This is a genomic window from Paraburkholderia caffeinilytica, from assembly GCF_003368325.1.
Taxonomy (GTDB): Bacteria; Pseudomonadota; Gammaproteobacteria; order Burkholderiales; family Burkholderiaceae; genus Paraburkholderia; species Paraburkholderia caffeinilytica.
The window spans coordinates 3,511,976-3,533,902 of sequence record NZ_CP031466.1 but is presented as its reverse complement, the minus strand read 5'-3'; the positions used below and the strand labels follow the sequence as shown (position 1 = coordinate 3,533,902).

Here is a 21,927-nt window from a genome sequence, read left to right as displayed (position 1 = left end):
GGCGCGCTAACCTTGCTGCGCCTGCCAGCCGATGCCGAGGCTCTTCTGTAGCGACACGAAGTCCTTGAGCAGCTCAGCCTGTCCCGCGACGACACTTTGCTGCGCGGTGAATTCTTCGCGCTGCGTATCAAGCAGATCGATCAGCGTGGCGACACCTGCTGAATAGCGCTGCCGCATCAGCGTGGCCGAATGGCTTGCGGACGCTTCCACCTTTTGCAACGTGACGACATGCTCGCGCTGATGCCCATAGCGCGAGAGCGACGAGTTCGCGTCCTGCAGCGCGCCGAGCACGGCCTTCGTATAACGCGCCTCGGCTTCGTCACGCGATGCCTCGGCCGCGTGAACGCTGCCCAGCGTGCGACCGAAATCGAACGCATTCCATTGCAGATACGGCGCGCCGATCCAGCTGAAATTGTTCTTGCGCACGAGGTGGCCTGGATCGCTTGCGCTAAATCCGATATCGCCGAGCAGCGTCACCTTCGGGAAAAAATCCGCGATGTGTTCGCCGATCTGCGCATTGCTCGACGCAAGCCGCCGCTCCGCCGCACGAATGTCGGGACGTTGCTGCAACATCGCCGACGGATCGCCGATCGCCACCGTCCCGGGCAACGCCGGCAGCGGCCGCACACCAGCAAGCTGTTGGTCCAGTGCGCCGGGCTCACGGCCGGTCAGCACGGCGAGGCGGTCGAGCGAATCGGTCAGTTGCGCGTCGAGCGGAATCAGCGTCGCGCGGGTGTTCTCAACCTGCGTGGTCAGGCGTTCCACATCGAGGTCCGGTGCCGTGCCGCGCTCCCGGCGCTGTTGCGTGAGCGTCAGCATTTTCTGTTCGGTCTCCGCCTGACGCTGCGCGAGTTCGAGCCGCGTCTGCTGGTCGCGCAGTTCGATGTAAGCCTGCGCGACCTCGGCCGCGAGCGAGACCTGGGTGTCGGCGAGGTCGGCGTCGACGGCTTCCGCATCCGCCGATGCCGCTTCGATGGCGCGCCGCGTGCCGCCGAACAGATCGATCTCCCAGGTGGCGTCGAAGCCCGCGGTATAGAGCTGCAGCGGGCCGCGCCCCGACGACGCTGCACTCGAGCTCCCCGAACTGAGCGCGCTCAGATCAGGCGAGCGCATGCGCACCGCGGCAGCATTCCCGGCGACTTTCGGCAAAGCATCCGCACGTTGCTGCTGCAATTGCGAACGCGATTCCCGCAGCCGCGCCTGGGCGATATGGACATCGGGACTGTGTGCGAAAGCGGCGGCGATGAGGTCGTTCAGCTGCGGGTCGTTGAATGCGAGCCACCACTGGTTCGGCGCGGGCGTCGCCGTCGTACCGGCGGCCGGCGTCCGCACGAAGCTCGCGCTGCTGCGGGCATACTGAGCATCCGGCGGCGCACCGTGATAGTCCGGGCCGACGGTGCAACCCGACAAGGCGGACAGAAGCGCGGCGGCGGCCAGCGCGAAACACGAGGGACGATTGAACATCATGGCGAGATGAAAAGACATTAGTGTCCGGCGGAAGAAGGCGGCGGCGCATTCCTGCTCGGTGTTTTCAGAAGCAGCGCGAGCGGAATGCAGGCAAGCAGCGCGATACCGAGCAGATAAAAGGTTTCCGAATAGGTCATCACGATGGCCTGCTGCTGGATCTGCGCGCCGAGTTGCCCAAGCGCGCGCATCTGCGCGAACGCCATGTCCCCCGTATGGGCGAACCAGTTCGCCGCATTCGCCGCGAGGCTCTCCTGCCCGATCAGCGAATTTGCGCTGACGGACTCGCGGATCATCGCGGTATGAAACGTCGTGCGCCGGTCGATCACGGTACCGATGATCGCAAGCCCGATCGACCCGCCGAGGTTGCGCGCCATGTTGTAGAGACCGGCCGCGTCGCCGGAATCCTCACGCGATACGGCTGCCATCGACGCCTGATTGAGCGGCATCATCGCCAGCATCTGTGCGGTGCCGCGTATCAGTTGCGACCAGACGAAATCGTGCCCGACACTCTGCGCCGTCAACTCGATGTCGATCATGCAACTGATCGCGTACAGCACCAGCCCGGTGATCACCAGCACGCGAAAGTCGACTTTGGCGAGCAACCGCGGCAGGATCGGCATGATCATGAAAGCGGGCAGCCCGGAAAGCAGCATGATTGCGCCGGACTGTTCCGCGTTGTAGCCCGCGACCACGCCAAGAAACTGCGGCAGCAGATACGACACGCCATACAACGCTGCGCCAACCGCGGACACAATCACGATCACGCTCGCGTAATTCGGGTTGCGCATCAGGCTGAGGCGGACAATCGGCTTCTTCGCGGTCATTTGCGAGGCGGCGATCAGGATCATGCCGAAGACCGACACGCAGGTGAGCGTTACGATCATCGACGATTCGAACCAGCGCTCGCGCTGACCTTCCTCGAGCACCACGGTGAGTGAACTGAGACCGATCGCGAGACCGACGATGCCGAGCCAGTCCGCCTTGAAAAACGCCTCCCAGTGCGGCCGGTCAGACGGCAGGCCGACGATCAACAGGGTCATCAGCGCAAGGCAGATCGGCAGATTCATGAAGAAGCACCAGCTCCAGCTGATGTTCTCCGCGAGCCAGCCGCCGACGACCGGTCCAAGCAGCGGCCCGAGCAACACGATCAAGCCGAACATGGTCATGCCGACCGGCATCTGCGATAGCGGCAGCCGCGTACGAATGATGGTCTGGGCCGTGGGAATCAACGCGCCGCCGGCGAAGCCCTGCCCGATGCGGCCGACGATCATCATGGGCAACGTGTGCGACCAGCCGCACATCATCGAGAAGGCAATGAAAAACGCTGAGTTCATCAGCAGAAAATTGCGCAGGCCGAACACCCGCGTGAGCCATGCCGCCAGCGGAATCATCACGATTTCCGACATCAGATAGCCAGTCGAAATCCAGGTGCCTTCGGTACCCGTGGCGCCGATTTCGCCCTGAATCTGCGGCAATGCGGAGTTTGTGATCGAGATGTCGAGCGTCGCCATCAAGGCGCCGAGCGCGCCGGCGGCGACAGCGATCCAGTCGCCGACGCTGGCACGCTCCTCGGCACGCGGTGCGGCCGGCGCCGCGGCGGGCGTGGTGGTTCCCGCTTCAGCCACGATGGTTCTCGCTATCGATGCGCGCGTCGCGATCGCGCGCGGAACGCGTGTCGACATCCACCGTCACCGATAGTCCCGGCAAGAGCACGCTACGCGTCTCGGCACCCGTGTCGATGCGAATCCGCACGGGCACGCGCTGCACGATCTTCGTGAAGTTGCCGGTTGCGTTTTCCGGCGGCAACAGCGCGAATTGCGAGCCCGTGCCCGGCGAGAAACTGTCGATCACGCCGTGCAGCGTATGACCGGGCAATGCGTCGACGTGCATTTCCACCGGTTGACCGACGCGCATCCCGCCGACCTGCGTTTCCTTGAAATTCGCCAGCAAATAGGTACTTTGCACCGGCACGACCGTCAGCATCCGCGAGCCGGGTTGCACGTACTGACCAACCCGCACGGTGCGATCGCCGACCTTGCCGCCGAGGACACTGCGCACCACGGTGTTGTCGAGATCGAGTTGCGATTGCTGTGCACTGGCCTGGGCGGCTTCGAGCTGCGCGCGCGCCTGCGCGAGCTGCGCGGTGGCCGAACCGACCTGCGAGCGTGCCGCGTCGACCGCCGCCGAGTTCGCGAGGAGCGTGGCATTCGCCTGATCGCGACTACTGGTCAGTTCCGCCAGCCGTTCACTGCTTTCAGCGCCGGTTGCGACGAGCGGCGCGTAACGCCGCACTTCGTCGCTCGCATGTTGTGCGCTCACGCGCGCCACCTGCTGCTGCGCCTGAGCCTGCGCAATGTTGGACTGCTGCTGTTTGATCTCGGCCTGCGCGCGTTCGATGTCGGCCTTGCGCGCGTCGATCGTGGCCCGCGCCTGGTCGAGCGCGACCTGATACTGGCGGGCGTCGAGATGGACCAGCGGATCGCCCGGCTTCACGACCTGATTGTCCGCGACGTAGACTTCCGTCACGTAGCCGGCGATCTTGGGAGCGACCGTCACGCTGTCAGCTTGCAGATAGGCATCGTCGGTGCTTTCGATGAAGCGCCCAACCGTCCACCAGCGGGCGAGCCAGAGCGCGCCGACAACCAGCGCGACGATGCCGAGCGCGATCAGCACCGTTCGCCGGGTGGGGCGCCGCGCACCCGCTGCGGGCGAATCGTCGGCCGGTATCGGGCGGGAGGGAGAGCCTGCGGTCGCTGACATCGTGTCGGTCCAATTGTTTCCAGGTGACACAATTATTCCAGTCGATAGAATTGTGTCAAGTGATATATTTCTTACGAATTCCCGCAATGGGCCTAATGGAGAAAGATGCATGAGCACCGCAAAGAAGCTGCGCCGCTCGCCGGAGGGCGGCTGTGCACGCGGCGACGAAACGCGCCACCGGATCATCGAGGCGGCGATCGAACTGTTTGGCGAACATGGTTTCGAGGGCGCGTCGACACGCGACATCGCGGCCCGCGCCGGCGTGAACGCGCCCGCGCTGCAGTACTACTTCGAGAATAAAGAAGGGGTGTATCGCGCGTGCGTCGAGATGCTCGCCGACGACGCGTGGGAGACATTCGGCCCGCCCATCGAACATGCGCAGGAAGTACTGCGTGAAAACGCCGACACCCCGGCGCTGATCGACGCCTTCCTCGGTATTCAGGTAGCGATCGCGCACGCCGCTTTCATCAAAGCAAGCAAACCGGGCCGGCGGATGTTCTTCGCACGCGAACAGGCAGGACACGAACCCCAGAGCGCCATGGAGATTTTCGGCGCCCGGATCCGCCAGCCGCTCAACGATGCCAGCACGGCGCTAGTCGCGCGAATTTCCGGGCGTGCGATCGACGATCCGGTCACCTTGATCCGCACCTTCAGCCTGCATGGACAAATGGTTATTTTTCACATCGCGCATCCGTCCAAGCTGTCGATGCTCGGCTGGAAAAGTATCGACGCGGAAAAGGCGGAACTGCTCAAGTCGACCATCCGTGAGCAGACTCGCACGCTGCTCGAACATTGGAGCCGGGAACGCGACGAGGCGCGCACACCCGCCGCGCAAACCACAGGCAGAGGAAAATCACGCAAGCGGCCGTGATCTCAGGGTGTCGCACCCTATGGGCTCATCGCCCCTGGTCATTGGCACGCCCATCGCCTGACGGATCGCCGCGTTAAGCGCCGTCGCGCAAGATGCCTTTACAATCCAGCACTTCGATCCGACAACGGTGATTTGCGCCATGAAATACCTCTCTGCACTGACATTCGCCGCGGTCATCGCTGCCGCGAGCACGGTCGCGACAGCCCAAACATCCGGCGGCAGCGACGCACCCAAACTGCAGTGCGCGATCGGATATGTCACCGGTGTCGGTGGAGCGGCGCAGAGCTTTCGCGACTACCTTGCGACCCCCGACCGGGACAAATATCGCTTTGTTGCCGACAACCCGATCCAATGCAAAGTCTCCGACGAGGGTCGCGCGTCTGGCTGTACCGGCGTAACCAACCTTAGCCGTGAAAAAGTCAGCGTGTACGACGACGTCGACAACGCAACGATAGCGGTAGTCGCGCGCGTGGAGCTCGAGCACGGGGCGACGTACCCGGTGATCATCCTCGTGCGAAGGCAGGATGTGAAGTGCGAGGAGTGAGTGGCTGTTTGCTTCCGCTTGTCAGCCTATGTATGTCTTCCCGGGTATAAGTGCTGAATTTACGGGGCACGCGCTTCGATTTTGCATGGATCGGCTGTACGCCAAGGATGTGTTTCTACGAGTGCGTGCATCAGCGCTGCGCTACCCGCAGTAACGGAGTCTGCTCAGCGTAAAGCGGCCTGGACGACTCAATGCATGTGGGACCGAATGACGGCGTCTTTCGAAGACGTCCGATCTGTGTGTACCTCGTCGGTGGACTCCAACGCATCGATGCTCGCGTCGGACCGGTCGAGCATGGCGCGAGCCGTGTTCATATCGAGCGCCCCTTCCCATCGGGCGACCACAATCGTCGCCACGCCGTTGCCAATCAGGTTCGTAACGGCTCGCGCTTCGTTGAGGAAGCGATCGACGCCCAGCAGCAGCACCAGTCCGGACACCGGAATCTTGTGCATCGAAGCCAGCGTGGCAGCCAGCGCGACGAATCCGGCTCCGGCCACACCCGCGGACCCTTTGGATGTCAGCAGCAGCACGCCGAGGAGCAGCAACTGGTCCCAGATCGTCATGGGGATATTCATCGCCTGCGCAACGAACATCGAGGCCATGGTCAGGTAGATCGCCGTGCCGTCGGCGTTAAAGGTATAGCCCGTGGGCAACACCATCCCGACTACCGGGCGTGAACACCCCAGCTTCTCCATCTTGATGAGCATCTGCGGCAGCACCGCTTCAGTCGATGCCGTACCGAGAGTAATGAAGATTTCGTCCTTGATGTAGCGGAGATACTTCCACAACGACAATCCGCTCATCCGCATGACAAGACCCAGCACAACGACCACGAAGAAAATCGAGGTCAGATAGAGGCACAGCATCAGTTGACCGAACGATGCCAGCGTGCCGATCCCGTACTTCGCGATGGTAAATGCCATGCCGCCAAACGCACCGATGGGCGCGACACACATCACGATTCGCACGACGCCGAACATGCCCTGAAGGAACATGTCGAGCATGTCGACGAACGGCGCAGTGCGTGGACCCAGCCTCGCGAGGGAGACGGCGAGCAGAAGCGAAAAGAAGATGATGGGCAGCATGTCTCCATTTGCAAACGCTCCGACAATGCTGTTCGGCACGATGCTCATGAAGAAATCAAGCATCCCGTGCTGTTGCGCCGAATGGGTGTAGGTGGAAATGGCCGAACTGTCGATATGCGCGGGGTCGATGTTCATGCCGCTGCCCGGCTTGATGACGTTCACGATCACGAGGCCAACCGCAAGCGCAATCGTCGATGCAATTTCGAAGTAGACGACCGCCTTGACGCCAACGCGACCGGCCGCATGAAGGTCGTTCATGCGGGCAATGCCGACCACAACGGATGCGAAGATGATCGGGGCAAGCAGCATCCGGATCAGCTTGATGAACAGATCCCCGAGAGGTTTGAGCTGAGAACCGACGTCAGGATAGAAATGGCCGACGAGGACACCGGCAACAATGCCGATCAGAACCTGTACGTACAGCCTGGAAAGCAATTTTCCGATCTTTGAAACCCGCATGACTGTCTCCTATGCGTGGCATCTTTTTATGAAAGTCAGGACCCGCCACCGCAGCGGGATCTACCGCTGCGGCGAACATGGACCGATTTCGCCTGCGTTCCTTCTGTCTATTTTTATGAACGCCACGCCGACGCTTTTGCCGGCGCGTTTTGTCGCTTGATGGCTTATGCGGACAGCTTTTGCATCTCGGCGAAAAGGTCGGCTTTTCCTTCGAAGCCGATGCCGGGCAGATCGGGCATCGTGATGAAGCCGTTTTCCACCTTCACGCCATCTGGGAAGCCGCCATACGGCTGAAACAGGTCCGGATAGGATTCGTTGCCGCCCAGACCGAGTCCCGCCGCGATGTTCAACGACATCTGGTGTCCGCCGTGCGGAATGCAGCGGCTCGGCGACCAGCCGTGCTGATGGAGCATGTCCAGCGTGCGCAGATACTCGACGAGGCCATAGCTCAGCGCGCAGTCGAACTGCAACCAGTCGCGATCCGGACGCATGCCGCCGTAACGGATCAGGTTGCGGGCGTCCTGCATCGAGAACAGGTCTTCGCCCGTCGCCATCGGCTTGTCGTAGTAGTTGCGCAGCGTGGCTTGCAATTCGAAGTCGAGCGGATCGCCCGGTTCCTCGTACCAGAACAGGTCGTATTGCGACAGCGCCTTTGCGTACTGGATCGCGGTGTCGAGGTCGAAGCGGCCATTGGCATCGACGGCGAGTTTCTGACCGTCGCCGAGTACGCTCAGAATCGAGTCGATGCGGCGCAGATCTTCATCGAGCGAAGCGCCGCCGATCTTCTTCTTCACGACCGTATAGCCTCGGTCGATGTAGCTGCGCATTTCGTCTTTCAGCTTCTCGTGGTCCTGGCCTGGGTAGTAGTAACCGCCGGCCGCGTACACGAAGATCTTACGATCGGGCCGGCCATCGCCGTAGCGGTCGGCCAGCAACTGGAACAGCGGCTTGCCTTCGATCTTCGCCACCGCATCCCAGATCGCCATGTCGATCGTGCCGATGGCGACCGAGCGTTCGCCGTGACCGCCGGGCTTTTCGTTCGTGAACATAGTCGCCCAGATCTTGTGCGGATCGAGGTTGTCGCCGGCATCGTTGACGAGCGTGGCGGGATCGGCTTCGAGAATGCGCGGAATGAAACGCTCGCGCATCAGCTTGCCCTGGCCGTAGCGGCCGTTGGAATTGAAGCCGTAACCCACCACCGGCTTGCCGTCGCGGATGACATCCGTCACCACGGCGACGAGGCTCAGCGTCATCTTGCTGAAGTCAATGTAGGCATTCCGGATCGGGGAGCTGATCGGAACGGTTTTTTCGCGAATTTCAACGATTCTCATGACGGCGTCTCCTGAGTTTTGAGCACGTTCTGCATGCATCTGGATGCAATGGAAACTAGCTTATCCGCGAAAGGAGGGATTAGAATTCACCTGAATTCATTTCATTTTTTACTTTAGGTGAACAACTGAGGTGACAACCGACTCAGTATCCGACTTCGAATTTTTCATCCTCCTCGCCAGACTCAAGAGCTTGTCGGGCGCAGCGCGGGCGCTCGATCTCACCCCGCCGGCCGCGACCAAGCGCCTGGGGCTGATGGAGCAAAAACTAGGCGCGCGGTTAGTCAACAGGACAACGCGAAGTGTCAGCCTGACACCCGAGGGCGAGACTTACCTGCGCTACGCGACACAGATCGTCGGGCAGGTCCGGCAGATGGAAGACGAGATATCCGGGGCTCGATCCGATCCCCATGGACTGTTACGCGTGAATGCGACGCTCGGCTTCGGGCGCACGACCATCGCGCCGCTTGTGTCCGAATTCGCGAAGCGCTTTCCCAACGTGGAGATCCAGTTTGAGGTGACCGACCGGCCTATCGATCTGGTGGAGGAAGCATTCGATATGGCGATCCGTTTTGGCGAACTCCCCGACAGCCGGCTTAGCGCCCGGCGCATCATGAGCAATCGCCGTTTTCTGTGCGCCTCCCCGAAATATCTCGAACGTTTTGGGGCTCCGGAGCGCGTGGAGGACCTCGTTCGGCACCGTTGCATCATCCATCGCCAGAACGACGATGCTTATGGCGTGTGGCGGTATATGCAGGGCGATCACACCGAAGCGTTGAAAGTCAAAGGCGCGCTTTCCAGCAACGATGGCGATATCGTGCTGCGATGGGCGCTCGACGGGCACGGGATATTGATTCGCTCCGAATGGGATCTGGCGAAGTATGTCCAAAGCGGGCGGCTCAAACTGGTTTTGCCGGAAATCGTGCTGCCGTCGGCCGACCTCTTCGTCTACTATCCGAGCCAGCGAAACCAGACCGCCCGCGCCCGCGCATTCATCGACTTTCTGATCGACCGTTTTCAGGCACCGTTCATACCTGTCGAAATCGGCGCTTCGATCTACGATCGGAAGAAGAAGGCGGGCCGCAAGGCATAGGTCGCGCGGACGCGGATAGGGTAGCGGCGCAGTCCGCACAAGCCAACCCGACCTATCACCCTAGTCCGCCCGCTGCATACCGGTCTCGCGTGCCGCACGCCGTTGCCCGCGCTCCAGCCGGTCGGCCTGCAACACCCGCCGCCCAGTGCGCGTAACGAGGACCAGCGTGATCGCCAGCAGCCCCGTGCCGAACAGGTAGCTCGGCGGAATGAAGCGCGCGTTGGTGAAGCGCGCCACCATCGAGATATAGAACGGCGCCAACCCGCCAAACAGCATGACCGAGGTGTTATACGAAATGGCCACGCCGGTGGAGCGCCCTTGCACCGTGAATATCTTGACCAGCATCCCTGGGTGCGCGGCGCCTTGCAGCGTCACGAACAACATGCCGATCACTTGCACGATCATCAGACGGCTGGCAGTGGGCTCATCCAGCAAGTACCAGAACAGCGGAAAGACACACGTCAGCCAGCCCGCGATAAAGAAGCAGAACAGCCGATATGCGCCGACGCGATCCGCCAGTATGCCGAACACCGGCGACAGCACACACGACACGATACTCGTGACGAACACGCCGTGCAGCGACGAACTCAGTGACAGGTGCAACTGGTATTGCGCGTAAGTCGGAAGATAAGCATTCCAGACATAATTCAACGACGTGCCGGCGATCATCACGCCCATCGCGCACACCACGGCATCGCCATTTTCACGCACAAATTCGCGCAGCCGCTCGCGCACGGGCGCCCGCGCCGAGGGCCGCGCCTGCATCTGATGGAATTCGTCTGATTCGCCAACGTGATGCCGGATGTAGAAGCCGATCGGCCCGACCAGCGCGCCGATCAGAAACGGCACGCGCCACCCCCAACTCACCAGCTCCGCTTGCGACAGATGGCTCGACAGGTAATAGCTGCATCCCGACGACAACATCCCCGCAATCCCCAGCGACAGCATGTTGAAACTGCCGTAAAACATCTTCCGCTCGGGCGGCGCCACCTCGTAGATCGTCACGGACGACAGCGCAAACTGCGCGCCCACCGCGAAGCCCTGCACGAGGCGGCCGGTCAGCACCAGCAGCGGCGCAGCCAGGCCCAACGTCTCGAAGCCCGGTGTCAGGCCCAGCAACAGCGAACCCACCGACATCAAGACCATGATCCACGACAGCACCTTCACCCGCCCTGCCCGGTCCGCGACCATCCCCATCACCACGCCGCCAATCGGCCGGACCAGAAAGCCGACAGCAAACGTGCCGAAGGTCAGCAACAGCGACTCGCTGCGATCGGCGCTGGGAAAAAACACCCGTGCGATTGTGCTCGAAAAATGGGAGTACACCATGAAGTCGAACCACTCGAAGGTGCCCCCTATCACCGTCGATACAATGGTCTTCCAGATCTTCGCTGAATCGCTTTGGGCGTCCATGTGTTTATCCTCCGGCCCGCAGCGCGCGCAACACCTGCGCAAGGAAATCCTGAACCACTTCGACGACCTGCATGCCGTTGTGGGCGATATTGGACATCTCATCGAAACGCACGCGAACGCCGGCAGCCTCGAACGACGCCTTCAGCGTGCGTAGCCGCTCCGGACGCGTCGTTCCAGCATCGTTGATACCTGGCAGATACATCGGACTATCCTCGGGCACCGTAATCTCCCAGGTTTCCAGGTCGGCCCGGCCCACCACCATCTGCACCGGCACACGCTGCAAGGCGGCCAGATCGAACGGCTTGCCGAAGTGCCGCTCGAAGCCGCCCGTGCCGAGCCACCAGTCCTTCGTGTGATCGAGCACGGTGACGTTGCCTGGCGCGCCGATCGACGCGGCCCATAGCCGCGCCGGATGCGCGTAGGCAAAGCGGTTCACGTACTGCCCGCCGCCCGAATAGCCGAACAGCGCGAACCTGTCGAAGCGCTTGCCATAGCGCTCGCCCACTTCGGTCACCATGTCGAGCAGCACTTTGTCGTAGCGGATATCGCCTTCGATCAGGCGTTTGAAGCCGCTGCGCTCGCCGTCGCCGCGCACACCTACGGGGAACAGCGGACACAGCACGATGCAGCGGTTCCAGCGGCCGAACGGCGCGAACGCATCGCGATACTGCGTGAACTGACGCCCCGTGCCATGCATCACGACGACCAGTTCCACGTCGTTGCCGGGTGTCAGGACTTCAGACGGCACGTACAGCACATACGGAAAGCGCGGATCGTGGCGGCTCGCGTACACGGTGGTCGAACCCAGGTCGTATAGCGCTTGCGCTTTCTCATGACCCGGAGTGGATCGCGTCTCTGCATCGAACATCTGTCATTCCTCTCTGACGATTTCTGCGGTCTCGTGCATGCCCGGCGCTGCCCGGCACGCGTGCTTATTCACAGCTCACGCCGCTTCGGGGAGCGGTTCGTGGTGCAGGCTGTAGCGGGTGAAGATCCGGTTGAGCGCGGGCATCGGCGCGACATCCATTTCCCCTGCGCCCGGCAACATGACGATCATCGCGACCGTCGCGGTCATCGTGTGACGCGTGCCCGGACGCGGCGGACGGCACACCGAATACGGCGTGCCGAACGCGTCGAAGAGTGCCGCCTTGACCGCGTCGCGATCCACCTTTGGTGCGGCCTTCAGCACCTGACGCACGCGCCAGTCGCGGTAATAGCTGTCCGGCGAGTTCTCGCACCCGGTATCCAGCAGCTTGGTGCGGGCGACTGGGCTGACCCAGTGATTCGCGTGCACGATCATCTGGTCGTCGTCCGGATAGATCGGGAAAGCTTCGTTCGGCGCGCATTCGAAATCGATGCCGAAGCCTTCGGCCATCCCGAGCATGATGTTGTTCGAACACGATTTCGGCGTGGTCGCGATCACCCGCAACGCGTTCGCGAACACCGGCTCTTCCAGCACGCGCCGGCGCAGCAGCGACAGCGGCACGCCCAGTTGCGAGAAGTCGCGCTCCGATTCGAGATAGTTCGCGGTGATCGATACGCCCGCGGCATTGAGCCCGCTGCGCGCGAGGCCGCCCGCTTCGACGAAGGTCAGGAGATCGGGGCCGTCGTCGCTGCGTACGCGCAAGACGATGCCGGTATCGACGCAATCGGCCTTCCAGTCCCAGTTCTGCGCATGGATCAACTGCCCGGTCGACGAGCGCGACGGCAGCACCAGCACGCCGGTACAGCCGTCTTCGTCGTCGGCCTGCAGCGCCATTTCCGCTCGCGCCTTGGCCAGCACCTCGGTACGGGCATTGATCATCACGATGTCCTCGAACGGCACGTCCGCGCCGGCGGCGATGCCGCGCATCTCGTCCAGGTACGCCGGTTGAAACTCGCCGATGACCTGTTCGAGCGAGCGGATCAGCGCCGTCTGCGACGCCTCGCCATAGCCGAGATTGCGCAGCGTCTGACCGTAGCGGGAAGCGCTCAGGCGCACACGCGCCGCCACCGCACGGCCATATTGCAGGCCGCGTTCGTACGGTTTACCGGACACACTGACAAAAGGAAACGGCGGAAACTGCTGGATTTGCGACATGTGTGGGACTCCTGACCATGGGCTGCTGCCGACAACGTCGAACGGGACTCGACACACGCTGAAGCCATCGGCTTGATTTGTGGCAAATCGATTCTCATTGGCCACAAACAAAATAAAAAGCGTTATTTTCTTTATCGAAAGGAAAGAAAAATTTTCGTTTCGTGCGATCATGCAGCGCGCGGAGACGGGAAAAAATCGTGCAATCCGTGCACGTTCCGGAGGCTATGAAGGAGATCCCGCATGAGTGAAATTCGAATGCTGCGGACGTTTCTCGCCATCGAGAAACATGGGACCATGGCGGCGGCCGCCGATCGCATGGCGCTCACGCACGCGGCGGTCGGCGCGCAGATGCGCACGCTCGAGCGCGTGTGCCAGCGCCAGTTGTTCGACCGCAGCGGGCGCAGCATCCAGTTGAACGAAGCCGGCCGCTCGATCATCCAGCAGGCACGCACGGTGGTGGCCGCGTACGACTCGCTGCTGCGCGGCGTGGCTGACGAACTCAGCATCGAAGGCTCGATCACGATCGGTTCGACCGTCTCGTCGATGGGTTTTCTGGCGGCCAACGTGATCCGGCTGCGAGTCTCCTACCCCGGCCTGAAGGTGCGCCTCACGCACGGCAACAGCGGCGAACTGGAGCGCCAGGTGCGCGCCGGGGAGATCGATGCGGCGGTGATCATCAGCGAACCCCGGGCGACCACGCTACCCGAGTCGTGGGAGCGCCTTTACGATGAGCCGCTGGTGCTGCTGGTCAATCCCGCGATTGGGCCACCCGATGCGTCGGTGGCTTCATTGCTCAAGCGACATCCGTTTATCGGCTTCGAAGCCGCATCGCTGACAGGCACGCATGTGGCAAGCCTGCTTCGGCGCCTGCGCGTCGAGGTCAATCCCATTCTGGAAATGAACTCGATCGCCGCGATCGCGGATCTGGTGCGGCAGAACGTGGGCGTGTCGATCGTGCCGCGTCTGCGGCACGCCGCCTGGGACGAAGACCCGTTGCTGTCGGTGAGGCCGATTCCGGGCACGGCGTGGCGCCGGCACATCGGCTGGTATGAATTCGGGCGGCAGCCGCTGGCCACCGCGATCGTCAAGAATCAATTGCTCGCGGCGCTGGCCGAGTAGCGACGGCTTATGTTTTCGCTATGTTTCGAACTGGCTCGACCTTTTGCGAGTGGATTCCAGAGAGTGCCGGCGGATTCCGGTGGACAAGCTACGAACGGAGTCAAAAATTTCCCGTGAAGTGTCCCGGCTGCAACTCGAACGAATCCTCGCCATCATCCGAAAAACTTGGTGAGGTATCGCACGGTTTCATCCGGTTGCTCGTCTGGAATCCAGTGTCCGGTATTGGGTAGCTTCAACACCGTCGCATCAGGGGCCGCCGTGCCAAGGAAAGCCGCGAGAAAGTCATAGCTGATGCCGCCTAGCCCGAGCACCGGGATAGTCAACGGCGCGTAGCCGCCGGCATCGGCGATATCAGTTGCAAAGGAGGAGAACCAGCTATTGGCTGCACGCAGCGCATCCGCGCTGTCATAAGCCGACGCATAGACGGCGCGGTCGTGCGCCGTGATTGCAGTCTTGTCGGCTGCCAGGTAGTCGAACAGCCAATCTTGCACGATGCCGTAGCGGCCCGCGAACACGCGTTCCGACAGTCCGGGAATCTGGTTGAAGGCAAACCACCACGGATGCACCGCACGCGCCGGATTCTCCAGATCGTAGGTGCCCGGTGCCGGAAGCAGTGGGATCTGCTCGAATACCGCGAAGGGATGCGGCGAGTCCATCATCACCAGCTTGCGCGCCGCCTCCGGGTAGTTCGCGGCAAAACTGTAGGCCACCATCGCGCCGACATCGTTGCCGGCGATATTCACCGCACCCAGGCCAAGCTGGATTACGAGGGCGTGGATATCGGACGCCATCGTCTTCTTGTCGTAGCCACCGGCGGGTTTGTCCGAACCGCCCATGCCGCGAAAGTCGACGGCCAACACGCGATAGCGTTCCGCGAGCCGTGGCAATACTCGCCTGAACTGCCACCAGGTCTGTGGCCAGCTCGGCAGCAGAATCAGCGGGTCGCCGGTACCCCCTTCCACATAGTGCAGGCGAATGCCGTTGACGTCGGCGTAGGCGTTCTTGAAACCAGGCAGCGTTGCGACGAGGTCGGCATCGCCGAGCGGGCCGAGCGATGAAGAAGGCATGTGATCTTCCTAGAACATTGTGTTGGCATTGTTGGACGAGGCCGGCACTGGCTGCAGTACATCCCAGTGCTCGACGACCTTGCCGTGGGCGTCGAAGCGGAAGATGTCCACGCCTGCGGTTTCCTGGCCGCCCCAGTCCAGATAGCGCACATGGACAAAAGCCAGATCGCCGTCGACGGCAACGCGCTTGACCTCGCAAGGTACGCGCCCGGCCTGCTTGATGTAACCCATGATTCCGTCGACCCCATTCGGGAAAAGCGGGTTGTGCTGGATGTATGGCCCGGAAACGAGACCCGGCAGCAGGTCGGCTCGACCCTGGTTGAAGACTTGCCCATAGATGGTGTCGATCGCGTGCTGGATGAGATCTCTAGTCATGACTCGGCTCCCGATTTGTCTGTCTCATCATTGAAACAAGCTTTTGGAAGATAAACCATACGCATAAGGCGCGATAACATAGCAATTCGTCTCGTTTTCCAGGATGCAGTCATGGACGCATTGAACAGTTGGTTGAAAGTCGTTCGCGCCAACGGCCTGGTGCTGGTGCGTACGCGCGTGGCAGGTCCGTGGGGGTTTGTCGTACAACCTCGCGACGCGGTGGTATTCCATTTCGTGGCAGAAGGACGCGCCTTCGTGCGCCAATCCGACACGGAAAGCATGGAATTGCGGGCTGGCGAACTAGTCCTGTTTCCGCGTGGTGACGCGCACGAAGTAGTGCATTCGGCTCGCGGGAAAGCCATGCCGTTGGAGGCGTTCCTGGCGAGGCGCGACGGCGTCGTGGATCGCGATCCCAAAGCCGTCACGCTGATCTGCGGTCAGTTCAACATGGATCTGCAACTGGCGCTTCCCGCGTTGCGGGCGCTACCGCAAGCCGTCTCTCTGCGCGCCGGTACCGAACCGGGATGTTCCCCGCTGAGCGACACCCTGCGCATGCTCCGTAACGAAGTGGAGACGCCTAACTTCGGTAACCAGATCGTCGTGCGCAACCTGCTTTCGTCCTTGTTCATTTTCTTCATGCGCGATTGGGCCGACACCACGTTTCCCGCAGCCAACGATTGGTTTGCGGCCGTGCGGTCGCCACAGATGGCGCGGGCTCTCGCGCGCATGCACGAGGCACCCGAACGTGCATGGACACTGGAGGAACTCGCTCAGGAAGCCGGTTTGTCGCGGGCTGCGTTCGCCCGCAACTTCAACGCCTCGGTGGGGGAGCCGCCACATAGTTATCTGACACGCTGGCGCATGGGGGTTGCCGCGCAGTTGCTTCAGGAAACCAGTCTGCGGCTCGGTGAGATCGCATCGCGGGTCGGGTATCGGTCGGAATTCTCGTTCAGCCGCGCCTTCAAATCTGCCCGCGGCATCTCGCCGATTCAATACCGCCACGAAGCGTCGAATCGCGCGTAACCGTCGCGGATGTCTCAGGCTTCTCGCCGACAGCCAGTACCGTTAAAGATAAACGCAACTGTGTTGGTCAGTGCAAGAGCACTGTGCATGTCAAACGAAGGGTTTGACCTCCAGAATGACCAATAGATGTATTGAGCCCGAAAGCATGTCGACGCACGGTGGAATCGCCACTAACAGGTGATAGCTCGCCTACCGCTGCGGCGTGACGGGCTATCCGACGAACATCGTCGCTCACTTCGCCGAGGAAATTCTCATGGGTCGTCCGCAGGCAGTTCCCACGCAGCAGGTAATCAATGAACGCGTGATCGTCACCGAGTGGCGATTTGCGCCCGGCGCCGAGACCGGCTGGCATGTTCATGGGCATGACTATGTCGTGGTGCCACAAACAGACGGCCAACTTCTCCTCGAGACAGCGCAAGGCAACCGGGAATCGCAACTGCATGCCGGGCACAGTTACGCTGGGCTGAAGGGCGTGGAACACAACGTGGTGAACGCGACCGACCACGAGGTGGTATTCATCGAGGTGGAGATTCGCTAAGGCAGCGCGGTGCAGCATCCGCCCCCTCAGGTTTCATGGTCGTGATGGCGGCGGCGCCGGCACTAACCCATACCTGGACATGACCTCCATAAGCTTCGAGCGGTCGGGCGGACCGCCGGCGCTTACGACTGTTGCGACATCACGAAAATACTGGGCACCGATATCGGGCGTAAGGACGATCAGTGCGCGCGCGGTGTCATTGTGCGGGTTGCTAAAGTGATGAACCGACCCGCGTGGGGTAAACATCCATTCTCCCGGCACCAGGTCCCGAACTACCCCGTCGACCGAATACCGAAGCATGCCCTCCAGCACATAGACACACTCTTCGTTACGCGTGTGGCTATGCGGCGGCGGGACCTGTGAACCAGGCGCCACCGTCAATTCGAAAACCCCCATCCCGCCTGTGGCAGTTCCATCGATCAGATACTGAATGCTCAACTTTCCAATGTTGATTGGTTCGATCGAAGCCGCGCCATTAGGTGTCATTTTCGAACTCCTTTGGAATTAGGATTCTCGTCAGCTCACGAGCGTTGCAGGTAAGGTACGTGCCGCTTGCGGCGCGTCCGTCGAACGAACGGAACGCAACTCATCTGGGATTATGCGCCTGTCAGGAACATATGCTGCCCGCGAGCGGCGACACACCGCCTCTGCATGTACTGACTCCCGCTGATTGACCCAAGAAAATCCGTGAGCAGGTGCTTCGGGAAGCAATGCCGGTGCGAGTGGCACCGAAGTTGTCCCATCCACTGCACCCGCAAGCTGACGAAATCGCTAGAATTCAATCGCCTTTGCGCCCGCTTACGCAGGAAATTCGGGCGCCGCCCATCCAGAATCTCAGGAGAGACAGACCCATGAGTGATCAGCCGTTCGGACGTTCCCGTCGTGATTTCATGCGTATCGCCGTTACAGCAGGCACCACGGCAGCGCTGCCGTGGATGCAGGACGCCCACGCTCAGTCAGCGGCCAGCTCCACGACCTCGGCGCCCACTGCCGGACCTGCGGCAAAAGGCACGCAACTGATCCTGCTCGGCACCAAGGGCGGCCCGACGCCCTCCGATCTGCGCGCGGCGCCGGCGAACGTGCTGGTGGTCGACGGTCAGCCCTACGTGGTCGATTGCGGTAACGGCGTCGCACTGCAGTTGACCAAAGCGGGTATCAAACTGCCGCGCATCCGTGACATCTTCCTGACCCACCATCATTCGGATCACAACGCCGACCTCGGCAACCTCGTGTTCCTCGCCTGGGCCACCGGCCTGCACACGCCGGTCAACCTGTACGGCCCGCCGCGCATCGCCAAGATGATCGACGACTTTGTCGACATGAACGCGATCGACCTCGACGTGCGCGTGCGCGAAGAAGGCCGCCCGCCGTTCCGGCCATTGATCAACATCCATGAATTCGACGGCCCTCGCCTCGTGATGGAAGACGACCGCGTACGCGTCACCTCGACACTGGTCGACCACTACACGATCAAGCCGGCCTTCGCTTACCGCTTCGAGACGCGGGACCGCACCGTCGTGTTCTCCGGCGACACGACCTACTACCCGGCGCTAGCCGAGTTTGCGAAAGGCGCTGACGTATTGGTGCATGAAGTGATGTACCTGCCCGCGCTCGAAAAGCTGATGAAGACCGTCGACAACGCGCCGACGCTGCTCGATCACCTCATGAAGAGCCACACCAGCACGGAGCAGGTCGGCAAGATCGCCGCGACGGCCGGCGTCAAGACGCTGGTGCTGAGCCATTTCGTGCCGGGCGGCGATCCCGCGATTACCGACGAGATGTGGGCCGCCGACGCGCGCAAGCATTTCGACGGACAGATCATCGTCGGCAAAGACCTGCAGGTTATCTGAGTGCCGGGGCAAACCACCATGCAAGCCACCATGCAATCCGCCGCAATTCCCCTGACGTTGCTGACGGGCTTTCTCGGTTCGGGCAAGACCACGTTGCTCAATCGCCTGCTGCCGCAACCCGCGCTGGGCCGTTGCGCGGTGGTGATCAATGAACTGGGTGCGATCGGTCTCGATCATCTGTTCGTCAGCACCTCGCGCGACGACACCATCGCGCTGCTGGAAAACGGCTGCCTGTGTTGCGGCGTGCGCGACGAACTGGCGGCGACCGTGGCCGATCTGCTGGAGCGCCGCACGCGTGGCGAGATTCCCGCTTTCGAGCGGATTTTGATCGAGACCACGGGGCTGGCGAGGCCCGGCCCCGTGATTTCGTTGCTGCTGGGCGACCCGGCGCTTGAAGGTCGTTTGCAACTCGACGGCATCGTGACGACCGTCGATGCGAAACACGGCGCCGCGCAACTGGCCCGGCATGAGGAATCGCGTCAGCAGGCGGCCGTCGCGGACCGGCTATTGCTGACCAAGGCCGAACTGGTCGATGCGCCCGCGCTGGCCGACCTCGAGGCGGCGCTTGAGGCGCTGAATCCGGGTGCGCCACGCATCCCGGTTCGCAACGGCGAGATTGACGCACACCCATTGCTCGACATCCTGACGCCGCGTGCCTTGCGCCCCTGGTTGCGCGCCGAGCCTGCGCCGCGCAAGTTGCTGATGCGTGGCGCGACGGCGTCACGCGCAGCCCACCCGGATATCGACAGTTTCTGCCTGACTTACCCGCAGGCATTGCCCATGCAGGCCTTCGAAACCGCGCTGACCGTCCTGCTCGGCTATCACGGCGAACGCATCCTGCGGGTGAAGGGAATCGGCAATTTCATCGGCGAATCGCGGCCTGTGGTGTTCCATGGCGTGCAGCAGTTGCTGCATGAACCGTTGCGGCTTGAAGCGTGGCCGGACGACGATCACACCACACGCCTCGTCTTCATTGTGCAGGGTCTCGCCAGATCGGTGATCGAGGAGACGATCGCGCATTTCCTGCGCGAAGCAGCGGCGGAAGAATCGGTAAGGCGCTAACCGAGGGTTTCACAGGATAAAACTTTCGCCTGTATCCGCCGATAAGTCAGGCAGGAACCACCTGGACGGCCGCCGGACAGTCCACCGGCGCCACCTGGCGCGCCCATTCACGTGCCACTTCGCACGGCAACCTGCGCGAGTTCCATTCGTTTGCAAGAGGACTCAGGATGCACAAGCTCAGTTTTACCCAGAAGCTGTGGCTGCCGTTGATCATCAGCCTCGTCGCGTTGCTCGCCGTTTCGGTGTCGGCGGCGTGGCATTCGCGCGAGACACGCATCGAGGAACGTAAGCACGACCTCACGAACGTCGCGCACGTCGGGCTCAGTATCGTCACGGAGTATGCCGCGTTGGCGCAAAGCGGCGCGCTGCCGGAGGCGGACGCCCGCAAGCAGGCGCTCGAACGCCTGCGCGGCGTCCGCTACGGCGAAGACGGCTACTTCCTTGTGATCAACTCGAAGCCGCAGATGGTGATGCATCCCATCAAGCCGGCACTCGAAGGCAAGGATCTCGCGGGCAGCGCCGATGCCGACGGCCGCCACCATTACGTGACGTTCGCCTCGGCCGCGCAGGCGCCGGACGGCGGTTTCGTCGACTACGTGTTCCCGCATCCGGGCGCGGCGCCGGCGCAGGCGGTCGGCAAGATCGGCTACGTGGTGCGCTACGCGCCGTGGGACTGGATCATCGCGACCGGCGCCTACGTCGACGACATCGACGCGGCGTTCATGGCCTCGCTGTGGCTGCTCGGCGCGATCTTCGTGGCGGTGTCGGCGGTGCTCGTGACGCTCGTCGCGGTGACGAACCGCAGCATCGCGCGCACGGTCGGCGGCGATCCGGCCTACGCGGCAAACGTGGCGGATGCGATCGCATCGGGCGACCTGACCGTGGCGATCCGCACGCGCGACGGCGACACGTCGAGCCTGTTGCACGTCATGCAGCGGATGCGCGACGCGCTGACGGGCACCATCTGCCAGATCAAGCACGCGTCCGACAATGTCGCGTGCGGCGCGAGCGAGATCGCGAACGGCAATGCCGACCTGTCGTCGCGAACCGAGAGCCAGGCGGCGTCGTTGCAGGAAACGGCGTCGAGCATGGAGCAAATGACGGCGATGGTCCGCCAGACTGCCGACAACGCGCGCACCGCCAGCGAGCTTGCCGCCAGCGCCGCGAAGATCGCGAACCGCGGCGGCGACATGATCACGCAGGCTGTCACGGCAATGAAGGGCATCTCGAGCGAATCGGGTCGCATGGTCGAGATCATCGCGACGATCGAAGGCATCGCGTTTCAAACCAACATCCTCGCGCTGAACGCGGCGGTTGAAGCGGCACGCGCGGGTGAGCAGGGCCGCGGCTTCGCGGTCGTCGCGAGCGAGGTGCGCAGCCTCGCACAGCGTAGCGCAACCGCGGCGAAGGAAATTCGCGAGCTGATCAGTCATGCGGTGGGCAGCGTCGGCAGCGGCGCGACGCTGGTCGAAAACACCGGCTCGACGATCGACGAAGCGCGCGACGCGATCATGCGCGTGACCGGCGTCGTGCAGGAGATCGCGGCAGCGGCAACGGAACAGAGCGCCGGCATCGACCAGGTGAATCTCGCGGTCACGCAGATGGACAGCATGACGCAGCAGAACGCGGCGCTCGTGGAGCAGGCTGCCGCCGCGGCGCAGTCGCTGAAGGAGCAGGCGATGAGCCTGCAACGCGCGGCCGCGGCGTTCCAGGTGGCCGACGCCTGACCATCGCTTTTGTCACATGGCCCGCCATACCGGATTCCAGAAATCTGTACGCACGAGACGGCATCG

The 21,927-nt window shown here is 62.3% G+C and carries 21 protein-coding genes; 10 read left to right on the top strand and 11 right to left on the bottom strand.

Annotated elements, in window-relative coordinates; genetic code table 11:
- Positions 1-6: 6 nt before the first annotated feature.
- From DSC91_RS15535 to DSC91_RS15525, 3 genes are read right to left on the bottom strand one after another with little or no spacing between them, the layout of a single operon-like run.
- Entirely contained in the window at positions 7-1,467 is a 1,461-nt protein-coding gene (locus tag DSC91_RS15535; protein WP_115779866.1) for an efflux transporter outer membrane subunit, read from the bottom strand.
- A gap of 17 nt (positions 1,468-1,484) precedes the next feature.
- Complete coding sequence (locus DSC91_RS15530; RefSeq protein WP_229758354.1) at positions 1,485-3,149, bottom strand: MDR family MFS transporter; 1,665 nt, start codon at positions 3,147-3,149, stop codon at positions 1,485-1,487.
- Positions 3,085-4,227 carry an HlyD family secretion protein gene (locus DSC91_RS15525; protein WP_229758353.1) on the bottom strand — a complete coding sequence of 381 codons (1,143 nt, stop codon included), beginning with the start codon at positions 4,225-4,227 and terminating at the stop codon, positions 3,085-3,087. Before DSC91_RS15525 ends, DSC91_RS15530 begins: the two co-directional genes overlap by 65 nt.
- Between DSC91_RS15525 and DSC91_RS15520 the strand changes: the two genes are divergently transcribed.
- Both DSC91_RS15520 and DSC91_RS15515 read left to right on the top strand, forming a co-directional pair.
- Positions 4,121-5,098 (top strand): CerR family C-terminal domain-containing protein, encoded by a 978-nt coding sequence (locus DSC91_RS15520; protein WP_341869793.1) that lies wholly within the window; start codon positions 4,121-4,123, stop codon positions 5,096-5,098. The genes DSC91_RS15525 and DSC91_RS15520 overlap by 107 nt on opposite strands.
- A gap of 139 nt (positions 5,099-5,237) precedes the next feature.
- A complete protein-coding gene (locus DSC91_RS15515) occupies positions 5,238-5,642 on the top strand; it encodes a hypothetical protein (protein ID WP_115779538.1) in 405 nt (134 codons plus the stop codon).
- A 188-nt stretch (positions 5,643-5,830) separates the two neighbouring features.
- Here DSC91_RS15515 and dctA read toward each other — a convergent pair whose 3' ends face one another.
- Positions 5,831-7,186, bottom strand: coding sequence for a C4-dicarboxylate transporter DctA (gene dctA / locus DSC91_RS15510; RefSeq protein ID WP_115779537.1), 1,356 nt, complete (start codon positions 7,184-7,186; stop codon positions 5,831-5,833).
- On the opposite strand from dctA, the gene DSC91_RS37510 reads away from it, so the two are divergent.
- Entirely contained in the window at positions 7,185-7,346 is a 162-nt protein-coding gene (locus DSC91_RS37510; RefSeq protein WP_162831406.1) for a hypothetical protein, read from the top strand. The genes dctA and DSC91_RS37510 overlap by 2 nt on opposite strands.
- A gap of 4 nt (positions 7,347-7,350) precedes the next feature.
- On the opposite strand, the gene DSC91_RS15505 is transcribed toward DSC91_RS37510, so the two are convergent.
- A complete protein-coding gene (locus tag DSC91_RS15505) occupies positions 7,351-8,517 on the bottom strand; it encodes a mandelate racemase/muconate lactonizing enzyme family protein (protein WP_115779536.1) in 1,167 nt (388 codons plus the stop codon).
- Positions 8,518-8,647: 130 nt separating this feature from the next.
- On the opposite strand from DSC91_RS15505, the gene DSC91_RS15500 reads away from it, so the two are divergent.
- On the top strand, positions 8,648-9,607 hold the full coding sequence (locus DSC91_RS15500; protein ID WP_115779535.1) for a LysR family transcriptional regulator: 960 nt from the start codon (positions 8,648-8,650) through the stop codon (positions 9,605-9,607).
- Between the two features lie 60 nt (positions 9,608-9,667).
- Here the strand turns inward: DSC91_RS15500 and DSC91_RS15495 are convergent, their stop codons facing one another.
- The 3 genes from DSC91_RS15495 to DSC91_RS15485 all read right to left on the bottom strand — a co-directional run bounded on the left by DSC91_RS15495 (position 9,668) and on the right by DSC91_RS15485 (position 13,100).
- Complete coding sequence (locus DSC91_RS15495) at positions 9,668-11,020, bottom strand: MFS transporter (protein WP_115779534.1); 1,353 nt, start codon at positions 11,018-11,020, stop codon at positions 9,668-9,670.
- Between the two features lie 4 nt (positions 11,021-11,024).
- On the bottom strand, positions 11,025-11,777 hold the full coding sequence (locus DSC91_RS15490; protein ID WP_115779865.1) for an alpha/beta hydrolase: 753 nt from the start codon (positions 11,775-11,777) through the stop codon (positions 11,025-11,027).
- Positions 11,778-11,963: 186 nt separating this feature from the next.
- Positions 11,964-13,100 carry a C45 family autoproteolytic acyltransferase/hydrolase gene (locus tag DSC91_RS15485; protein ID WP_115779533.1) on the bottom strand — a complete coding sequence of 379 codons (1,137 nt, stop codon included), beginning with the start codon at positions 13,098-13,100 and terminating at the stop codon, positions 11,964-11,966.
- Between the two features lie 240 nt (positions 13,101-13,340).
- Between DSC91_RS15485 and DSC91_RS15480 the strand changes: the two genes are divergently transcribed.
- Positions 13,341-14,219 carry a LysR family transcriptional regulator gene (locus DSC91_RS15480; RefSeq protein ID WP_229758352.1) on the top strand — a complete coding sequence of 293 codons (879 nt, stop codon included), beginning with the start codon at positions 13,341-13,343 and terminating at the stop codon, positions 14,217-14,219.
- A 152-nt stretch (positions 14,220-14,371) separates the two neighbouring features.
- Here DSC91_RS15480 and DSC91_RS15475 read toward each other — a convergent pair whose 3' ends face one another.
- Together DSC91_RS15475 and DSC91_RS15470 are read right to left on the bottom strand one after the other, a co-directional pair.
- Complete coding sequence (locus DSC91_RS15475) at positions 14,372-15,286, bottom strand: alpha/beta fold hydrolase (protein ID WP_115779532.1); 915 nt, start codon at positions 15,284-15,286, stop codon at positions 14,372-14,374.
- A gap of 9 nt (positions 15,287-15,295) precedes the next feature.
- The gene (locus tag DSC91_RS15470; RefSeq protein WP_115779531.1) at positions 15,296-15,661 is read right to left on the bottom strand and encodes a nuclear transport factor 2 family protein; all 366 of its coding nucleotides are present in this window, start codon (positions 15,659-15,661) and stop codon (positions 15,296-15,298) included.
- Positions 15,662-15,772: 111 nt separating this feature from the next.
- Here DSC91_RS15470 and DSC91_RS15465 point away from each other — a divergent pair, with 111 nt between their 5' ends.
- Together DSC91_RS15465 and DSC91_RS15460 are read left to right on the top strand one after the other, a co-directional pair.
- Positions 15,773-16,684, top strand: a complete 912-nt coding sequence (locus DSC91_RS15465) for an AraC family transcriptional regulator (protein ID WP_115779530.1) — start codon at positions 15,773-15,775, stop codon at positions 16,682-16,684.
- A 253-nt stretch (positions 16,685-16,937) separates the two neighbouring features.
- Positions 16,938-17,222, top strand: a complete 285-nt coding sequence (locus DSC91_RS15460; protein WP_115779863.1) for a cupin domain-containing protein — start codon at positions 16,938-16,940, stop codon at positions 17,220-17,222.
- A gap of 33 nt (positions 17,223-17,255) precedes the next feature.
- Here the strand turns inward: DSC91_RS15460 and DSC91_RS15455 are convergent, their stop codons facing one another.
- Complete coding sequence (locus DSC91_RS15455; RefSeq protein WP_115779529.1) at positions 17,256-17,708, bottom strand: cupin domain-containing protein; 453 nt, start codon at positions 17,706-17,708, stop codon at positions 17,256-17,258.
- A 404-nt stretch (positions 17,709-18,112) separates the two neighbouring features.
- On the opposite strand from DSC91_RS15455, the gene DSC91_RS15450 reads away from it, so the two are divergent.
- From DSC91_RS15450 to DSC91_RS15440, 3 genes are all read left to right on the top strand, one after another.
- Entirely contained in the window at positions 18,113-19,072 is a 960-nt protein-coding gene (locus DSC91_RS15450) for an MBL fold metallo-hydrolase (protein WP_115779862.1), read from the top strand.
- A 30-nt stretch (positions 19,073-19,102) separates the two neighbouring features.
- On the top strand, positions 19,103-20,134 hold the full coding sequence (locus DSC91_RS15445) for a CobW family GTP-binding protein (RefSeq protein WP_162831405.1): 1,032 nt from the start codon (positions 19,103-19,105) through the stop codon (positions 20,132-20,134).
- Positions 20,135-20,301: 167 nt separating this feature from the next.
- Positions 20,302-21,861, top strand: coding sequence for a methyl-accepting chemotaxis protein (locus tag DSC91_RS15440; RefSeq protein ID WP_115779527.1), 1,560 nt, complete (start codon positions 20,302-20,304; stop codon positions 21,859-21,861).
- The last annotated feature ends 66 nt before the right edge of the window (positions 21,862-21,927 follow it).

Excerpts from the sequence above, each read along its gene's own strand:
- DSC91_RS15535 (WP_115779866.1), bottom strand. The coding sequence starts at position 1,467 with ATGATGTTCAATCGTCCCTCGTGTTTCGCGCTGGCCGCCGCCGCGCTT.
- DSC91_RS15530 (WP_229758354.1), bottom strand. The coding sequence starts at position 3,149 with ATGTCGACACGCGTTCCGCGCGCGATCGCGACGCGCGCATCGATAGCG.
- DSC91_RS15520 (WP_341869793.1), top strand. The coding sequence starts at position 4,121 with ATGCCGAGCGCGATCAGCACCGTTCGCCGGGTGGGGCGCCGCGCACCC.
- DSC91_RS15525 (WP_229758353.1), bottom strand. The coding sequence starts at position 4,227 with ATGTCAGCGACCGCAGGCTCTCCCTCCCGCCCGATACCGGCCGACGAT.
- DSC91_RS15515 (WP_115779538.1), top strand. The coding sequence starts at position 5,238 with ATGAAATACCTCTCTGCACTGACATTCGCCGCGGTCATCGCTGCCGCG.
- DSC91_RS37510 (WP_162831406.1), top strand. The coding sequence starts at position 7,185 with ATGACTGTCTCCTATGCGTGGCATCTTTTTATGAAAGTCAGGACCCGC.
- dctA (WP_115779537.1), bottom strand. The coding sequence starts at position 7,186 with ATGCGGGTTTCAAAGATCGGAAAATTGCTTTCCAGGCTGTACGTACAG.
- DSC91_RS15505 (WP_115779536.1), bottom strand. The coding sequence starts at position 8,517 with ATGAGAATCGTTGAAATTCGCGAAAAAACCGTTCCGATCAGCTCCCCG.
- DSC91_RS15495 (WP_115779534.1), bottom strand. The coding sequence starts at position 11,020 with ATGGACGCCCAAAGCGATTCAGCGAAGATCTGGAAGACCATTGTATCG.
- DSC91_RS15485 (WP_115779533.1), bottom strand. The coding sequence starts at position 13,100 with ATGTCGCAAATCCAGCAGTTTCCGCCGTTTCCTTTTGTCAGTGTGTCC.
- DSC91_RS15480 (WP_229758352.1), top strand. The coding sequence starts at position 13,341 with ATGAGTGAAATTCGAATGCTGCGGACGTTTCTCGCCATCGAGAAACAT.
- DSC91_RS15475 (WP_115779532.1), bottom strand. The coding sequence starts at position 15,286 with ATGCCTTCTTCATCGCTCGGCCCGCTCGGCGATGCCGACCTCGTCGCA.
- DSC91_RS15470 (WP_115779531.1), bottom strand. The coding sequence starts at position 15,661 with ATGACTAGAGATCTCATCCAGCACGCGATCGACACCATCTATGGGCAA.
- DSC91_RS15465 (WP_115779530.1), top strand. The coding sequence starts at position 15,773 with ATGGACGCATTGAACAGTTGGTTGAAAGTCGTTCGCGCCAACGGCCTG.
- DSC91_RS15460 (WP_115779863.1), top strand. The coding sequence starts at position 16,938 with ATGGGTCGTCCGCAGGCAGTTCCCACGCAGCAGGTAATCAATGAACGC.
- DSC91_RS15455 (WP_115779529.1), bottom strand. The coding sequence starts at position 17,708 with ATGACACCTAATGGCGCGGCTTCGATCGAACCAATCAACATTGGAAAG.
- DSC91_RS15450 (WP_115779862.1), top strand. The coding sequence starts at position 18,113 with ATGCGTATCGCCGTTACAGCAGGCACCACGGCAGCGCTGCCGTGGATG.
- DSC91_RS15445 (WP_162831405.1), top strand. The coding sequence starts at position 19,103 with ATGCAATCCGCCGCAATTCCCCTGACGTTGCTGACGGGCTTTCTCGGT.
- DSC91_RS15440 (WP_115779527.1), top strand. The coding sequence starts at position 20,302 with ATGCACAAGCTCAGTTTTACCCAGAAGCTGTGGCTGCCGTTGATCATC.